Origin of the sequence: Actinobacillus genomosp. 2 (assembly GCF_029773605.1) — a bacterium.
Taxonomy (GTDB): domain Bacteria; phylum Pseudomonadota; class Gammaproteobacteria; order Enterobacterales; family Pasteurellaceae; genus Actinobacillus.
In genome coordinates, this window is sequence record NZ_CP103807.1 from 835414 (window position 1) to 851250 (window position 15837).

Annotated in this window: 7 protein-coding genes, 1 tRNA gene, 2 rRNA genes and 1 pseudogene; 5 read left to right on the forward strand and 6 right to left on the reverse strand. The window is 41.7% G+C overall.

Going from position 1 to position 15837, the window contains the following annotated elements; all coding sequences use genetic code 11:
* Window positions 1–126: 126 nt before the first annotated feature.
* From NYR60_RS04090 to recD, 4 genes are all read right to left on the reverse strand, one after another.
* A 23S ribosomal RNA gene (locus NYR60_RS04090) occupies window positions 127–3025 on the reverse strand.
* 190 nt (window positions 3026–3215) lie between these two features.
* Window positions 3216–3291 (reverse strand) — tRNA-Glu (locus NYR60_RS04095).
* Window positions 3292–3411: 120 nt separating this feature from the next.
* Window positions 3412–4951: ribosomal RNA gene (locus NYR60_RS04100) — 16S ribosomal RNA — on the reverse strand.
* The 16S and 23S rRNA genes sit together here with 1 tRNA gene alongside, the layout of an rRNA operon.
* A 351-nt stretch (window positions 4952–5302) precedes the next feature.
* The gene (recD, locus tag NYR60_RS04105; protein WP_279467865.1) at window positions 5303–7222 is read right to left on the reverse strand and encodes an exodeoxyribonuclease V subunit alpha; all 1920 of its coding nucleotides are present in this window, start codon (window positions 7220–7222) and stop codon (window positions 5303–5305) included.
* 120 nt (window positions 7223–7342) lie between these two features.
* Between recD and alr the strand changes: the two genes are divergently transcribed.
* A complete protein-coding gene (gene alr, locus NYR60_RS04110) occupies window positions 7343–8467 on the forward strand; it encodes an alanine racemase (RefSeq protein ID WP_279467866.1) in 1125 nt (374 codons plus the stop codon).
* An 85-nt stretch (window positions 8468–8552) separates the two neighbouring features.
* Here alr and sodA read toward each other — a convergent pair whose 3' ends face one another.
* Window positions 8553–9194, reverse strand: a complete 642-nt coding sequence (sodA, locus tag NYR60_RS04115) for a superoxide dismutase [Mn] (protein WP_279467867.1) — start codon at window positions 9192–9194, stop codon at window positions 8553–8555.
* A 114-nt stretch (window positions 9195–9308) separates the two neighbouring features.
* Window positions 9309–9428: pseudogene (locus NYR60_RS09460) on the reverse strand (surface lipoprotein assembly modifier); the annotation flags it as partial.
* Window positions 9429–9795: 367 nt separating this feature from the next.
* On the opposite strand from NYR60_RS09460, the gene thrA reads away from it, so the two are divergent.
* The 4 genes from thrA to rho all read left to right on the forward strand — a co-directional run bounded on the left by thrA (window position 9796) and on the right by rho (window position 15803).
* Window positions 9796–12252 carry a bifunctional aspartate kinase/homoserine dehydrogenase I gene (gene thrA / locus NYR60_RS04125; RefSeq protein WP_279467869.1) on the forward strand — a complete coding sequence of 819 codons (2457 nt, stop codon included), beginning with the start codon at window positions 9796–9798 and terminating at the stop codon, window positions 12250–12252.
* Window positions 12252–13202, forward strand: coding sequence for a homoserine kinase (gene thrB / locus NYR60_RS04130; RefSeq protein ID WP_279467870.1), 951 nt, complete (start codon window positions 12252–12254; stop codon window positions 13200–13202). The genes thrA and thrB overlap by 1 nt, the downstream gene beginning before the upstream one ends.
* Before the next feature lie 209 nt (window positions 13203–13411).
* Entirely contained in the window at window positions 13412–14362 is a 951-nt protein-coding gene (gene cysK, locus NYR60_RS04135) for a cysteine synthase A (protein WP_279467871.1), read from the forward strand.
* A 178-nt stretch (window positions 14363–14540) separates the two neighbouring features.
* Window positions 14541–15803, forward strand: coding sequence for a transcription termination factor Rho (gene rho / locus NYR60_RS04140; protein ID WP_279467872.1), 1263 nt, complete (start codon window positions 14541–14543; stop codon window positions 15801–15803).
* The last annotated feature ends 34 nt before the right edge of the window (window positions 15804–15837 follow it).

Sequence of the window (15837 nt, forward strand, 5' to 3'; positions counted from 1 at the left end):
TTTATCTGCTTTTTATTCGCACTTTAAATTCGAAACAAGCTGTTTACTGATTTTTTCATCTTCTTTAGTTTTTAGTCTTTTCTAGCTTTTCACTTCGCTCTACGCCCAAAAACACTTGAGCGTTGTATAGTTAAGCCTCTCGGGCAATTAGTATGTGTTAGCTCAACGTATCACTACGCTTACACACCACACCTATCTACGTCGTAGTCTCCAACAACCCTTACAGTCTTATAGACTGGGAGAACTCATCTTAAGGCAAGTTTCGTGCTTAGATGCTTTCAGCACTTATCTCTTCCGCATGTAGCTACCCAGCAGTGCCTCTGGCGAGACAACTGGAACACCAGTGATGCGTCCACTCCGGTCCTCTCGTACTAGGAGCAGCCCCTCTCAATTCTCCAACGCCCACGGCAGATAGGGACCGAACTGTCTCACGACGTTCTAAACCCAGCTCGCGTACCACTTTAAATGGCGAACAGCCATACCCTTGGGACCTACTTCAGCCCCAGGATGTGATGAGCCGACATCGAGGTGCCAAACACCGCCGTCGATATGAACTCTTGGGCGGTATCAGCCTGTTATCCCCGGAGTACCTTTTATCCGTTGAGCGATGGCCCTTCCATTCAGAACCACCGGATCACTATGACCTGCTTTCGCACCTGCTCGACTTGTCTGTCTCGCAGTTAAGCTTGCTTATACCATTGCACTAACCTCACGATGTCCGACCGTGATTAGCAAACCTTCGTGCTCCTCCGTTACTCTTTGGGAGGAGACCGCCCCAGTCAAACTACCCACCAGACACTGTCCGAGACCGCGTTCCGCAATCTTCGTTAGAACATCAAACGTTAAAGGGTGGTATTTCAAGGACGCCTCCACAATCACTGGCGTGACTGCTTCAAAGGCTCCCACCTATCCTACACATCAAAATTCAATGTTCAGTGTCAAGCTATAGTAAAGGTTCACGGGGTCTTTCCGTCTAGCCGCGGGTACACCGCATCTTCACGGCGATTTCAATTTCACTGAGTCTCGGGTGGAGACAGCCTGGCCATCATTATGCCATTCGTGCAGGTCGGAACTTACCCGACAAGGAATTTCGCTACCTTAGGACCGTTATAGTTACGGCCGCCGTTTACTGGGGCTTCGATCAGGGCTTCTCTTTCGATAACACCATCAATTAACCTTCCAGCACCGGGCAGGCATCACACCCTATACGTCCACTTTCGTGTTTGCAGAGTGCTGTGTTTTTAATAAACAGTTGCAGCCAGCTGGTATCTTCGACCGGTTCAACCTTCAGCGGTAAACGCTTACAATCTACGCCGGCGCACCTTCTCCCGAAGTTACGGTGCTATTTTGCCTAGTTCCTTCACCCGAGTTCTCTCAAGCGCCTGAGTATTCTCTACCTGACCACCTGTGTCGGTTTATAGTACGGTTTAGTATAACCTGAAGCTTAGTGGCTTTTCCTGGAAGCGTGGTATCGGTAACTTCATCTCCGTAGAGACTCGTCATCACTTCTCGGTGTTAACAGAATTCCGGATTTGCCTAAAATTCCCACCTACCGGCTTAAACAGACATCCAACAGTCTGATTACCTAACCTTCTCCGTCCCCACATCGCAATTATACCAAGTACGGGAATATTAACCCGTTTCCCATCGACTACGCTTTTCAGCCTCGCCTTAGGGGCCGACTCACCCTGCCCCGATTAACGTTGGACAGGAACCCTTGGTCTTCCGGCGAACGAGTTTTTCACTCGTTTTATCGTTACTTATGTCAGCATTCGCACTTCTGATACGTCCACCAAACTTCTCAATTCAGCTTCATCCGCTTACAGAACGCTCCCCTACCCAACAATGTTTCCATTGATGCCGCAGCTTCGGTGACTAGTTTTAGCCCCGTTACATCTTCCGCGCAGGCCGACTCGACTAGTGAGCTATTACGCTTTCTTTAAATGATGGCTGCTTCTAAGCCAACATCCTAGCTGTCTAAGCCTTCCCACTTCGTTTCCCACTTAACTAGTACTTTGGGACCTTAGCTGGCGGTCTGGGTTGTTTCCCTCTCCACGATGGACGTTAGCACCCACCGTGTGTCTCCTGAGTATCACTCTTCGGTATTCGCAGTTTGCATCGGGTTGGTAATCCGGGATGGACCCCCTAGCCGAAACAGTGCTCTACCCCCGAAGGTGTCCGCTCAAGGCTCTACCTAAATAGATTTCGGGGAGAACCAGCTATCTCCCGGTTTGATTGGCCTTTCACCCCCAGCCACAAGTCATCCGCTAATTTTTCAACATTAGTCGGTTCGGTCCTCCAATTAGTGTTACCCAATCTTCAACCTGCCCATGGCTAGATCACCGGGTTTCGGGTCTATACCTTGCAACTAAACGCCCAGTTAAGACTCGGTTTCCCTTCGGCTCCCTTATTCAGTTAACCTCGCTACAAAATATAAGTCGCTGACCCATTATACAAAAGGTACGCAGTCACCCCATAAAGAGGCTCCCACTGCTTGTACGTACACGGTTTCAGGTTCTATTTCACTCCCCTCACTGGGGTTCTTTTCGCCTTTCCTTCACAGTACTGGTTCACTATCGGTCAATCAGGAGTATTTAGCCTTGGAGGATGGTCCCCCCATCTTCAAACAGGATTTCTCGTGTCCCGCCCTACTTATCTCAAACTTAGTACCACAACCTATTCTTCGAATACGGGACTATCACCCTGTGTCGTTGAGCTTCCCAGCTCATTCTTCTGAATTGATTGCTATCGTTTGAAGGCTCCTCCGCTTTCGCTCGCCGCTACTCACAGAATCTCGGTTGATTTCTTTTCCTCGGGGTACTTAGATGTTTCAGTTCTCCCGGTTTGCCTTATTAAGCTATGTATTCACTTAATAATAGTAGATTCTTCATCTACTGGGTTTCCCCATTCGGATATCTTGGATTAAACGCTTCTTATCAACTCATCCAAGCTTTTCGCAGATTAGCACGTCCTTCTTCGCCTCTGATTGCCAAGGCATCCACCGTGTACGCTTAGTCACTTAACTATACAACCTCAAATGTTTTCAAAACTTATTTAAATTCATTCAATGCGTATTTTATTCAACTAAACACTTGACTGCTTTTGTTCAGTCAAGATTTTTTAACTACTCAGACTTTCTTTCGAAAATCTCTCAGTTTTTCAGCTTGTTTCCAATTTTTTAAAGAACAATTTAGACAACAAAAGTCATCTTTAAATGGCGTCCCCACGGGGATTCGAACCCCGGTTACCGCCGTGAAAGGGCGATGTCCTAGGCCTCTAGACGATGGGGACAGCATTTAAAGATGCTTTCCACTTTGCCATTCAAGAGCCGTAAATTCTATTCAATCTACAACTACTTGTCAATATCTATCAAACAATCTGTGTGAACACTTGCAGTCGCTCAATTCTTGGTAAGGAGGTGATCCAACCGCAGGTTCCCCTACGGTTACCTTGTTACGACTTCACCCCAGTCATGAATCATACCGTGGTAAACGCCCCCCTTGCGGTTAAGCTATCTACTTCTGGTACAACCCACTCCCATGGTGTGACGGGCGGTGTGTACAAGGCCCGGGAACGTATTCACCGCAACATTCTGATTTGCGATTACTAGCGATTCCGACTTCATGGAGTCGAGTTGCAGACTCCAATCCGGACTTAGACGTACTTTGTGAGATTTGCTCCATGTCGCCATATTGCTTCCCTCTGTATACGCCATTGTAGCACGTGTGTAGCCCTACTCGTAAGGGCCATGATGACTTGACGTCATCCCCACCTTCCTCCAGTTTATCACTGGCAGTCTCCTTTGAGTTCCCGGCCGAACCGCTGGCAACAAAGGATAAGGGTTGCGCTCGTTGCGGGACTTAACCCAACATTTCACAACACGAGCTGACGACAGCCATGCAGCACCTGTCTCAGAGCTCCCGAAGGCACTCCCGTATCTCTACAGGATTCTCTGGATGTCAAGAGTAGGTAAGGTTCTTCGCGTTGCATCGAATTAAACCACATGCTCCACCGCTTGTGCGGGCCCCCGTCAATTCATTTGAGTTTTAACCTTGCGGCCGTACTCCCCAGGCGGTCGATTTATCACGTTAGCTTCGGGCACCAAACTTATAGTCCAATCCCCAAATCGACAGCGTTTACAGCGTGGACTACCAGGGTATCTAATCCTGTTTGCTCCCCACGCTTTCGCACATGAGCGTCAGTACATTCCCAAGGGGCTGCCTTCGCCTTCGGTATTCCTCCACATCTCTACGCATTTCACCGCTACACGTGGAATTCTACCCCTCCCTAAAGTACTCTAGTTGACCAGTATGAAATGCAATTCCCAGGTTAAGCCCGGGGCTTTCACATCTCACTTAATCAACCGCCTGCGTGCCCTTTACGCCCAGTTATTCCGATTAACGCTCGCACCCTCCGTATTACCGCGGCTGCTGGCACGGAGTTAGCCGGTGCTTCTTCTGTAGTTAACGTCAATTGATAATGCTATTAACATTACCACCTTCCTCGCTACCGAAAGAACTTTACAACCCGAAGGCCTTCTTCATTCACGCGGCATGGCTGCATCAGGGTTCCCCCCATTGTGCAATATTCCCCACTGCTGCCTCCCGTAGGAGTCTGGACCGTGTCTCAGTTCCAGTGTGGCTGGTCATCCTCTCAGACCAGCTAGAGATCGTCGGCTTGGTAGGCCTTTACCCCACCAACTACCTAATCCCACTTGGGCTCATCTCATGGCATGTGGCCTTGCGGTCCCACACTTTAATCCAAAGATATTACGCGGTATTAGCTACAGTTTCCCGTAGTTATCCCCCTCCATAAGCCAGATTCCCAAGCATTACTCACCCGTCCGCCACTCGTCAGCAAATTAGCAAGCTAATCCCTGTTACCGTTCGACTTGCATGTGTTAAGCCTGCCGCCAGCGTTCAATCTGAGCCATGATCAAACTCTTCAATTCAAAAAGTTTAATCGCTCAATAAACTGCTTAGCTAAGTTCACTTCTCTTACCTAACTAAGTTAAGTAAAAGATAAATATGAATTTCTAGTTTAAGCACCTATTAAGACTTCAAGTTTTAAATAATATTTTTAAAATTAAGTCAATCAACAAGTGCCCACACAGATTGTCTGATATATTGTTAAAGAACAAAAAGAAACGACGCACTGGAAATCAATTTTAAATCGTTCACAACAGTGCGTCGTTGTGTGTGGTGCATTATAGAGAAATATCAAATCCTTGCAAGTACTTTTTGCAAAAAAAATCTTGAAAAAGTGATTAAAAGAACACATTTAATACAATTTGTATATTATGTTAACTAATCAAGTCCATTAATTGTACTTTCAACCCACTCTGACGTTGAATATTATTATTTACTGCCTGTAGCCAAATCTGCTTGCTTCCAAATAGCGTAAAATGTTTTTTAGCTCGAGTGATTGCCGTATAAATTAATTCCTTACTCATTACTGGTGCAAAATGTAACGGCGTTACCAATAAAGTATGTTCAAATTCCGAACCTTGTGATTTATGAACCGTCATAACATAAGCTGTTTCAAACTCAGGAATCCTATTTAATGAAAGATTTAAATATTCCTCATTAATCTTCGTATCAAAATAAACACGAGGATGCTTATGTTCATCCGGCAAAATGATACCGATATCTCCACTATAAATATGATGCTGTGGGGAGTTTTGCGTTATTAATAATGGCTTACCCATATAATAATTTTTACTTTGTTCTAAAGAAATCAGTTTTGCTGAAGCTAATGCGGCTTCTATTTTCTTATTTAATTGTTCAACACCGAATTCACTAATGCGTAAAGCGGATAAAAATCTGACTTTTTGAAATGCTTCAAAAATTTCATTCACTGAAACATTCCTTGGATTAGTGAATCGTTGTTTTACTAATGTTAGATATTCTCTATACAACTCTACTGCTTTATCTACGATTGCTTTTACACAATTTTGAACCCATTGTTGTTTATCAGGAAAGGCGGATACATTATCGTATTCTATTAATGTTAAATCAGAAGAACCTTTGGTAAGAATTTGCCAAGATTTAACCGCTTGCTTTTCATTGACTAATTTCGCTAGCTGACCGATGCCTGAATGATCATTAAAACGATAACTTTTTTTCAAATGGCATAATGAATCACAGATAGCAAGTGCTTTTCCTTGTGAAGCTAATTGATAATTCGCTACTTGATTCAAATAATCGCAATGTGTTTGGCTATATCCCTGTTGCAGAAATTCGCCCAATTCTCCCATTATTGCTCCTGCTTCTACCGAAGCTAACTGGTCTTTATCACCTAATAGAATAAGACGTGTACTCGGTTTTAACGCCGCCATTAATTTTTCCATCAGGAAAAGATCGATCATAGATGCCTCATCCACCACTAATAAATCAATATGTAGCGGATTTTTCTTATGAAAACGAGGTTCATCACTTTGCGGTCGAATACCAAGTAGGCGATGAATTGTTGAAGCAGTTGTCGGAATATCAAATGTCAAATTTAATCCATTTAAACTTGAGGAAATCGATTCTTTCAAACGTGCAGCCGCTTTTCCGGTCGGTGCGACAAGTGCAATATTTAACATTTCTTTACTACTACGTAATTGCTTTTCTTGTAACGCAGCTAATAATTTAGCCACAGTGGTAGTTTTGCCTGTTCCCGGACCGCCGGAAATTACGGTAAATTTTTTCTTAATTGCCGTTGCAACTGCCACTTTTTGCCAATTTATCTCATCAGATTCTTCAAAGAATTTTGCAATAATCTGCTTATCTAATGCTGCATTTGCTATTTCTTCCGGAAATTCGACCGCTTTGACAAGATAATTTGCAATATTATGTTCTGCCTGCCAATAACGATAAAAATAAAGAAGTCCTTGCTGAAATAACATTGGTGCAACATTCAAAGGATCTGAACTAAATGCAATATGATTCTGTAAGAGATTCTGCCATTCAAGCGGTTGAATATGATCTATTTTTTGCAAAATTTTATCGTGATGACTTGGCGAGTTAAAAAAATGCCATACACTTTGATTATCCAAATGAATAGCGGAATGGCCTTGCATAACGTGAAAAGAAAGTAATGCGGCAAGCAATACCGCTAGATTTTTTTGTTGTTCGGTATAAGAATAACCTTGCTGTTTACGATCAATCATTTTGGCAAATTGATAATCTAATTCCGAAATGATATTTTCTTGTTTTAGGTCGTATAAAAGCGTCAGCATAAGTAAAATTCTCACCATTTAATTTGCTTAGAATTATCCAATTTTCATTCCCCATTGTCCATTTATTCCCATCAGGCGTATAATCATATTCATTTTTAACAAAGTAATAGAACAAATAAAATGAAACCAGCAACAGCAACTATTAGCCAAGAGGCTCTCCGTCATAATATAGAACTGATCAAAACTTTTGCACCTCAACAAAAACTCCTCGCCATGATTAAAGCTAATGCCTATGGACAAGGCTTATTACCCGCAGCTGGTACGCTTGCCGATTTAGTCGATGGTTTTGGCGTTGCACGTTTAAGAGAAGCATTGGAAATTCAAGAAACTGGTTATACCGGCAAAATTTTATTAGTTGAAGGCTTCTTTGACCGAGAAGAATTATTAAAAACACTCTCTCGCCGTTTTGATACGGTAGTTCATTGCTTAGAACAGCTTGAATTACTTGAGCAAGTTGCTCAAGAATGGCAACAAGAGCAGCAAAAAGGATTCTGGAAACGTAAAGCAAAAATTTATTTCCCAATCAATGTTTGGTTAAAAATTGATACAGGTATGCATCGTCTAGGTGTCCATCCAGAACAAGTTGAGATGTTCTATCAACGCTTAAAAGCCTGTCCATTAGTAGCAAGTATTAGCTTTGTCAGTCATTTTAGCCGTGCGGATGAACCTGATTGTGGTTACACCGAAAAACAAATTGCAATCTTCGAGTCAGCAACAGAACCTTATCCTACCCACGAACGTAGTATTTCCGCATCAAGCGGCATTTTATATTGGAAACAAGCTCATTATGAATGGGTGCGTCCTGGCATTATTATGCACGGCATATCTCCGCACTATACGCCAATTATTGATTTAGGCTTCAAACCGGTGATGACGCTTGCTTCGTCTTTGATTGCGGTAAGAACACATAAAGCAGGCGAACCGGTCGGTTATGGCGGTGCTTGGGTAAGTGATAAAGATACAAAATTAGGTGTCGTGGCAATGGGATACGGTGATGGCTATCCTCGTAATGCACCAGAAGGTACGCCAGTTTTAGTTAACGGACGAATTGTGCCGATTGTCGGACGAGTTTCGATGGATATGCTTACAGTTGACTTGGGTGCTGACAGTCAAGATAAAGTCGGTGATGAAGTGATTTTCTGGGGAAAAGATCTCCTTATTGAAGATGTCGCACAACATATCGGCGTAATCAGCTATGAATTGATTACTAAACTTACGCCACGCGTGATTTTTGAGTATAAATAATCCAAATAAGAAGCGGTCGTTTTTACAAGAAATCTTGCAAAAACGACCGCTTGTTGACTTATCTAGTATCGAGTAACTTACTCAATTATTTTGCACAACCACAGTGTGAACCATTTTCTTCAAAACGGCGAGCTGCTTCGTCCCAGTTTACCACATTCCAAAATGCTTTAATGTAGTCTGGACGACGGTTTTGGTAGTTTAAGTAGTAAGCGTGTTCCCAAACATCTAAACCTAAAATAGGGAAACCCGAAACGCCTGCAACTTCTTTACCCATAATTGGGTTATCTTGGTTTGCTGTTGAAACAACTGCTAATTTGCCGTCTTCAATCACTAACCACGCCCAACCTGAACCAAAACGTGTTGCTGCCGCTTTTTCAAATTCCGCTTGGAACGCTTCTACAGAACCAAAATCACGCACGATGGCATCTTTTAATGCACCTTGTAAAGTTGTACCGTTTTTTAAACCTTTCCAAAAAAGCGTATGGTTCACGTGACCACCAACGTTGTTACGTACTGCAGTACGTTTTTCAGCAGGCACTTGGCTTAAATCTTTAATTAATGCACCCGGGCATTTTTCTAAAAGCTCTGGGTGAGCTTCTAATGCTGCATTTGCGTTATTTACGTATGCTTGGTGGTGTTTTGAGTGATGGATTTCCATCGTTGCTTTATCGAAATGTGGCTCTAACGCATCATAAGCGTAGCCTAATTCTGGTAATTGGTATGCCATTTTAGCTTCCTTTTAGTTAATAATAAGTAATCACTGCTTGTGCTGAAACTGCACAAAAGCTCTGAAATTTTAGCACTTTTCTGATCTAAATCAATTTATTCTCAAGGATTACCTCTAAAAAGTTTTTTCAAAGTTGAGATAAAAGAGATCATATTTATAAGAATACAAATTTGCTAAATTTGAATTAACCTTTTTATAACTATAACTTAGCTTTGATGTAATCACGAAAAAATGTAATGTTTGCTTTAATTTGCAGAATTTTCATATATTCCTCATATCATTCTAGGGTAAATTCACAGCAATTTTAGCTTCCAAAAACAATCAAGAAGATTTACAAAAAAGAAAATTGAACCTGAAACTTTTTTAAGTAAATAGATTGACAAATGCAACCGTTTCCGCCATTCTCTCAATAACTTTTTTTCTAGTCAGAAATGCAACAAAATGCAAAACGTTATTATGACCATCGGCACTATGATTACCATTACGTTAAAGCGTAGTGCGGGTGCTTGTAGCTAGAGAACAGAAAACACAAAAACCCGCTAAAAAGCGGGTTTTTTTATATCTAATTTTGCAAACATTAATCTAAATATCAGGAGAAACTATGCGAGTTCTTAAATTTGGCGGTACATCGCTTGCTAACCCGGAACGCTTTATCCAAGCGGCTGACATTATTGAAAAAGCACATTTAAAAGACCAAGCTGCTGGTGTGCTTTCTGCACCGGCTAAAATCACCAATCATCTTGTCGCCATTGTCGATAAAGCGATTGCTGGCGAATCCTTTGAAACCAACCTTAAAGAAGCCACCGAAATTTTCCATAATATTATCAACGGTTTATATGCGGTAAATAATAATGTGGATCGTGAAGGTTTATTAGCTTTAGTCGAAGCGGAATTAACTCAAATTCAAGGCGTGGCAAGTGAAGCAGCAAAAACCAAAGCATTACCGGATAGTATTGCGGCAACCATTCATTGTCGTGGTGAAAAATTATCGATTGCCATGATGCAAGCGTGGTTCGAGGCTAAAGGTTATGAAGTGACTCGTATTGATCCTGTTGAAAAATTATTAGCACACGGTAGCTATTTAGAATCCTCAGTCGATATTGCTGAATCTACCAAACGTGTTGATGCTAATTCAATTCCAAAGAAAAATGTGGTGTTAATGGCAGGCTTTACCGCTGGTAATGAAAACGGTGAACTCGTATTACTTGGTCGTAATGGTTCTGACTATTCTGCTGCGTGTTTAGCTGCTTGTCTAAAAGCGGATTGTTGCGAAATTTGGACGGACGTGGACGGTGTTTATACTTGTGATCCTCGCTTAGTACCTGAAGCTATTTGTTTAGAATCAATGAGTTACCAAGAGGCAATGGAACTTTCATACTTCGGAGCGAAAGTCATTCACCCTCGTACCATTGGTCCGTTAGTGCCGTTAAATATCCCATGCTTAATCAAAAACACCGCAAATCCTGATGCCAAAGGTACATTAATTGACGGTAATGTTGCAACAGACGGCTTAAAAGTGAAAGGGATTACCAATCTTGATAACGTGGCAATGTTTAACGTTTCGGGTTCAGGTATGCAAGGTATGGTCGGTATGGCGGCTCGTGTTTTCTCTACCATGTCAAAAGCCGGTATTTCGGTCATCTTAATTACGCAATCTTCTTCTGAATACAGCATCAGTTTCTGTGTTCCTGCAAAATTTGAGGAAAAAGCGACCGCTTGTTTAAATGCAGAATTTGCTCAAGAGCTTGCTAACGGCGATTTAGATCCGATTGATATGATTCGTGAGCTTTCAATTATTTCGGTGGTGGGTGATGGTATGCGTACTGCGAAAGGTATTGCAGCTCGTTTCTTCTCATCACTTGCACAAGCGAATATCAGTATTGTTGCGATTGCACAAGGTTCTTCAGAACGTTCAATTTCAGCGGTAGTGCCGATGAATAAAGCGATTGAAGCGGTAAAAGCAACTCACCAAGGTTTATTTAGTAATAAAAAATCAATTGAAGTCTTTCTTGTTGGAGTCGGCGGTGTTGGTGGCGAATTAATCGAACAAATCAAACAACAAAAAGATTTCTTAGCAAAGAAGGATATTGAGATCCGTGTATGTGCATTAGCAAATGCCGATAAAATGTTACTCAATGAAAACGGTTTAAATTTAGATAACTGGAGAAGCGATTTAGAAACAGCAACTCAACCTTCTGATTTCGATGTTTTATTATCATTCATCAAATTACATCACGTTGTAAACCCAGTATTTGTTGACTGTACCGCAGCACAATCTGTAGCAAACCTTTATACCCGTGCATTAAAAGAAGGTTTCCACGTCGTAACGCCAAATAAAAAAGCGAATACGGGGAGCTATCAATATTACCAAGAGCTTCGTGATGCAGCTCGCCAAGGTCAACATAAATTCTTATACGAAACAAATGTAGGTGCAGGCTTACCGGTAATTGAAAACTTACAGAATTTACTAGCTGCCGGTGATGAAGTAGAAAAATTTGAAGGGATTTTATCCGGTTCACTTTCATTTATCTTCGGTAAATTAGACGAAGGCTTAAGCCTTTCAGAAGCAACGTTAATTGCGAAAGAAAAAGGTTTCACTGAGCCAGATCCTCGTGATGATCTGTCCGGTGCAGATGTAGCACGTAAGCTATTAATTCTTGCACGTGAAACCGGTTTAGCATTGGAATTTGATGATATTGAAGTGGAAGGCGTATTACCAAAAGGCTTCTCTGAAGGCATGAGCAAGGAAGAATTCTTAAAAGTATTACCGGAAGTCGATGCGGAATTTGCTCAACGTGTTCAAGCAGCAAAAGCGGAAGGCAAAGTATTACGTTATGTCGGCTCAATTACTGGCGATAAATGCCGTGTCGCAATTGAAGCTGTCGATGAAAACCATCCGCTTTATAAAGTAAAAGACGGTGAAAATGCACTTGCATTCTTAACCCGTTATTACAGCCCGATTCCACTCTTATTAAGAGGCTATGGTGCAGGAACTGATGTAACTGCCGCAGGTATTTTTGCCGATATTCTTCGCACACTCCAAGGAGGCGCAAACTAATGACAATGTTACGAATTTATGCTCCGGCTTCAAGTGCTAACCTCAGCGTAGGTTTTGATTCTTTAGGGGCAGCAATCTCACCGATTGACGGTTCGTTACTCGGTGATGTGGTACAAATTGAAGAATGCGAAACCGCTTTTGAACTGGAAAGTGCCGGTTATTTCGTGCGTAAATTACCGAAAGAGCCACAAAAAAATATCGTTTATCAAGCCTATGTATTATTTAGCGAACGCTTGAAATTACGTGGCGGTGCGGTTAAAAACTTACGCCTCACACTTGAAAAAAATATGCCAATTGGTTCAGGCTTAGGTTCAAGTGCTTGTTCAATCGTGGCGGCATTAGTTGCTCTCAATAAATTTCATAATGAACCATTCTCAAAAATGGAATTGTTAGAAATGATGGGCGAATTGGAAGGACGTATTTCCGGATCAATCCACTATGATAACGTTGCACCTTGTTATTTGGGCGGATTACAGTTGATGACTCAATCACTCGGCAATATTTGCCAGACCATTCCGTTCTTTGATGAATGGTATTGGGTATTAGCTTATCCGGGCATTGAAGTGTCAACCGCAGAAGCTCGTGCGATTTTACCGAAAAACTATACTCGTCAAGATATGATTCAACAGGCACGCTATCTCGGTTCATTTGTACACGCTTGCCATACGCATCAAGATGTATTAGCCGCCACGATGATGAAAGATTTAATTGCAGAGCCGTATCGTGAAAACTTGTTACCAAACTTCCCTGTTGTTCGCCAAGGTTGTAAAGACTTAGGTGCATTAGCGGTGGGTATTTCAGGTTCCGGTCCGACAATGTATGCAATCGCTCCGGATTTGGAACACGCTCAAAAATTGGTTGCTTACCTTGAAAAAGAATATCTGCAAAACAACGAAGGATTTATCCATATTTGTAAAGTCGATAATCAAGGCGCACGTGAATTGAAATAACAATATATTTATCCAATCAAAAACCAGCGGTTTAATTTTACAAAAAAGTAAGATTAGACCGCTTTTTATGTCCTAGATCCCATTCATAATGAGTAAATTCAACCTATATATCTTTCTGTTATATAAAATGAATTTTCTCCACTAACATCTTGATACAAAATGACGTATTCTCTCTCCAACTTCTTAATACTAACTAAAGGGATAACACTATGACAATTTATGCTGACAATTCATATACTATTGGTAATACACCACTTGTTCGTTTAAAAAACTTTGGTCAAAACGGAAATTTATTAGTAAAAGTTGAATCTCGTAACCCAAGTTTTAGTGTGAAATGTCGTATTGGTGCCAATATGGTATGGCAAGCAGAAAAAGACGGTATTTTAACTAAAGGTAAAGAAATCGTAGATGCAACCAGCGGTAACACCGGTATTGCATTGGCTTATGTCGCAGCGGCTCGCGGTTATAAAATTACACTAACTATGCCGGAAACAATGAGTACCGAACGTAAACGTTTATTACGTGGTTTAGGCGTTAACCTCGTATTAACCGAAGGTGCGAAAGGTATGAAAGGTGCGATTGCTAAAGCGGAAGAAATCGTCGCAAGTGATCCAAGCCGTTATGTTATGCTAAAACAGTTTGAAAATCCGGCTAACCCAGCTATTCACCAACAAACTACCGGTCCTGAGATTTGGAATGCTACGGAAGGTAAAGTAGATGTAATCGTTGCCGGTGTCGGTACAGGCGGTACGATTACAGGTATTTCTCGTTACATTAAACAAGATCAAGGTAAACAAATTCTTTCAGTAGCCGTTGAACCGAAAGAATCACCGGTTATCACGCAAACCTTAAATGGCGAAGAAGTAAAACCGGGCCCACACAAAATTCAAGGTATCGGCGCAGGCTTTATCCCAACTAACTTAGACTTAAGCCTTATTGACCGTGTTGAACAAGTTTCAAGTGAAGAAGCGATTGCAACCGCACGTAGAATTATGGCGGAAGAAGGTATTTTAGTCGGAATTTCATCGGGTGCGGCTGTTGCAGCGGCAGATCGCTTAGCAAAATTACCGGAATTTGCCGATAAACAAATCGTAGCTATTCTTCCATCGGCTTCAGAACGTTATTTAAGTACCTTATTATTTGAAGGTATTGAAATCTAATTTATTACAAAATGCCGGCTTAATGCTGGCATTTTTCATTTTAATCGTGATAAACAAGCGGTCTATTTCGGTAAAGCGTTTGCAATTAAGCCTCATTTGCTGTATTATTCGCCACATCTTTTTACGGTGATCTCCGTATCTAATTATTTTTATCCAATCTTTTTATCAAATATTTCCTATGCATCTTACTCAGTTAAAAAACACTCCCGTATCGGATCTTGTTGCGATCGGTGAAGGTCAAATGGGCTTAGAAAACTTAGCTCGTTTACGTAAACAAGACATCATTTTTGCAATTCTTAAACAACACGCCAAAAGCGGTGAAGATATTTTCGGTCAAGGTATCTTAGAAATCCTACCGGATGGTTTCGGTTTCTTACGTTCTGCAGACAGCTCATACCTTGCTGGCCCTGATGATATTTACGTTTCACCAAGCCAAATTCGCCGTTTCAATCTTCAAACCGGTGACAAAATCGAAGGTAAAATTCGTCCCCCAAAAGAAGGTGAACGTTACTTTGCATTATTAAAAGTTGATTTAGTTAATGACGATAAACCTGAAGTATCTCGTAGCAAAATCTTATTCGAAAACTTAACGCCATTACATGCTAATTCTCGCCTACGTATGGAACGAGGTAACGGTTCAACCGAAGACTTAACCGCTCGTATTCTTGATTTAGCCTCTCCAATTGGTAAAGGTCAACGTGGTTTGATCGTTGCTCCTCCAAAAGCTGGTAAAACCGTTCTATTACAAAATATTGCACAAAGCATTACTCACAATCACCCGGAATGTGAATTAATCGTGCTGTTAATTGACGAACGCCCGGAAGAGGTTACTGAAATGCAACGTACTGTACGTGGCGAAGTGATTGCATCTACCTTTGACGAACCGGCAACACGTCACGTACAAGTGGCAGAAATGGTAATTGAGAAAGCAAAACGTTCGGTAGAACACAAGAAAGATGTAGTGATTCTATTAGATTCTATTACTCGTCTTGCTCGTGCTTACAACACAGTAACGCCCGTTTCAGGTAAAATCCTTTCTGGTGGTGTGGATGCAAATGCCTTACACCGTCCGAAACGTTTCTTCGGTGCGGCACGTAACGTAGAAGAAGGTGGTAGCTTAACCATTATCGCAACGGCATTAGTTGATACCGGTTCAAAAATGGACGAAGTTATCTTTGAAGAGTTCAAAGGTACCGGTAATATGGAATTACACCTTTCTCGTAAAATTGCGGAACGCCGTGTATTCCCTGCGATTGAGTTTAACCGTTCTGGTACACGTAAAGATGACTTGTTAATGTCACCGGAAGAGCATCGCAATGCGTGGATGTTACGTAAAGTGTTAAATCCAATGGATGAAGTGGCTGCTATGGAATGGTTAATTGATAAACTTGGTGTAGCAAAAACTAACGAAGAATTTTTCGAGTTGATGAAACGTAGCTAATGTGACAAAGGATTGTATCGTAAGATACAATCCT

Bases quoted from the DNA above. Each gene is read 5' to 3' on its own strand.
- recD (WP_279467865.1), bottom strand. From the start codon at position 7,222: ATGCTGACGCTTTTATACGACCTAAAACAAGAAAATATCATTTCGGAA.
- alr (WP_279467866.1), top strand. From the start codon at position 7,343: ATGAAACCAGCAACAGCAACTATTAGCCAAGAGGCTCTCCGTCATAAT.
- sodA (WP_279467867.1), bottom strand. From the start codon at position 9,194: ATGGCATACCAATTACCAGAATTAGGCTACGCTTATGATGCGTTAGAG.
- thrA (WP_279467869.1), top strand. From the start codon at position 9,796: ATGCGAGTTCTTAAATTTGGCGGTACATCGCTTGCTAACCCGGAACGC.
- thrB (WP_279467870.1), top strand. From the start codon at position 12,252: ATGACAATGTTACGAATTTATGCTCCGGCTTCAAGTGCTAACCTCAGC.
- cysK (WP_279467871.1), top strand. From the start codon at position 13,412: ATGACAATTTATGCTGACAATTCATATACTATTGGTAATACACCACTT.
- rho (WP_279467872.1), top strand. From the start codon at position 14,541: ATGCATCTTACTCAGTTAAAAAACACTCCCGTATCGGATCTTGTTGCG.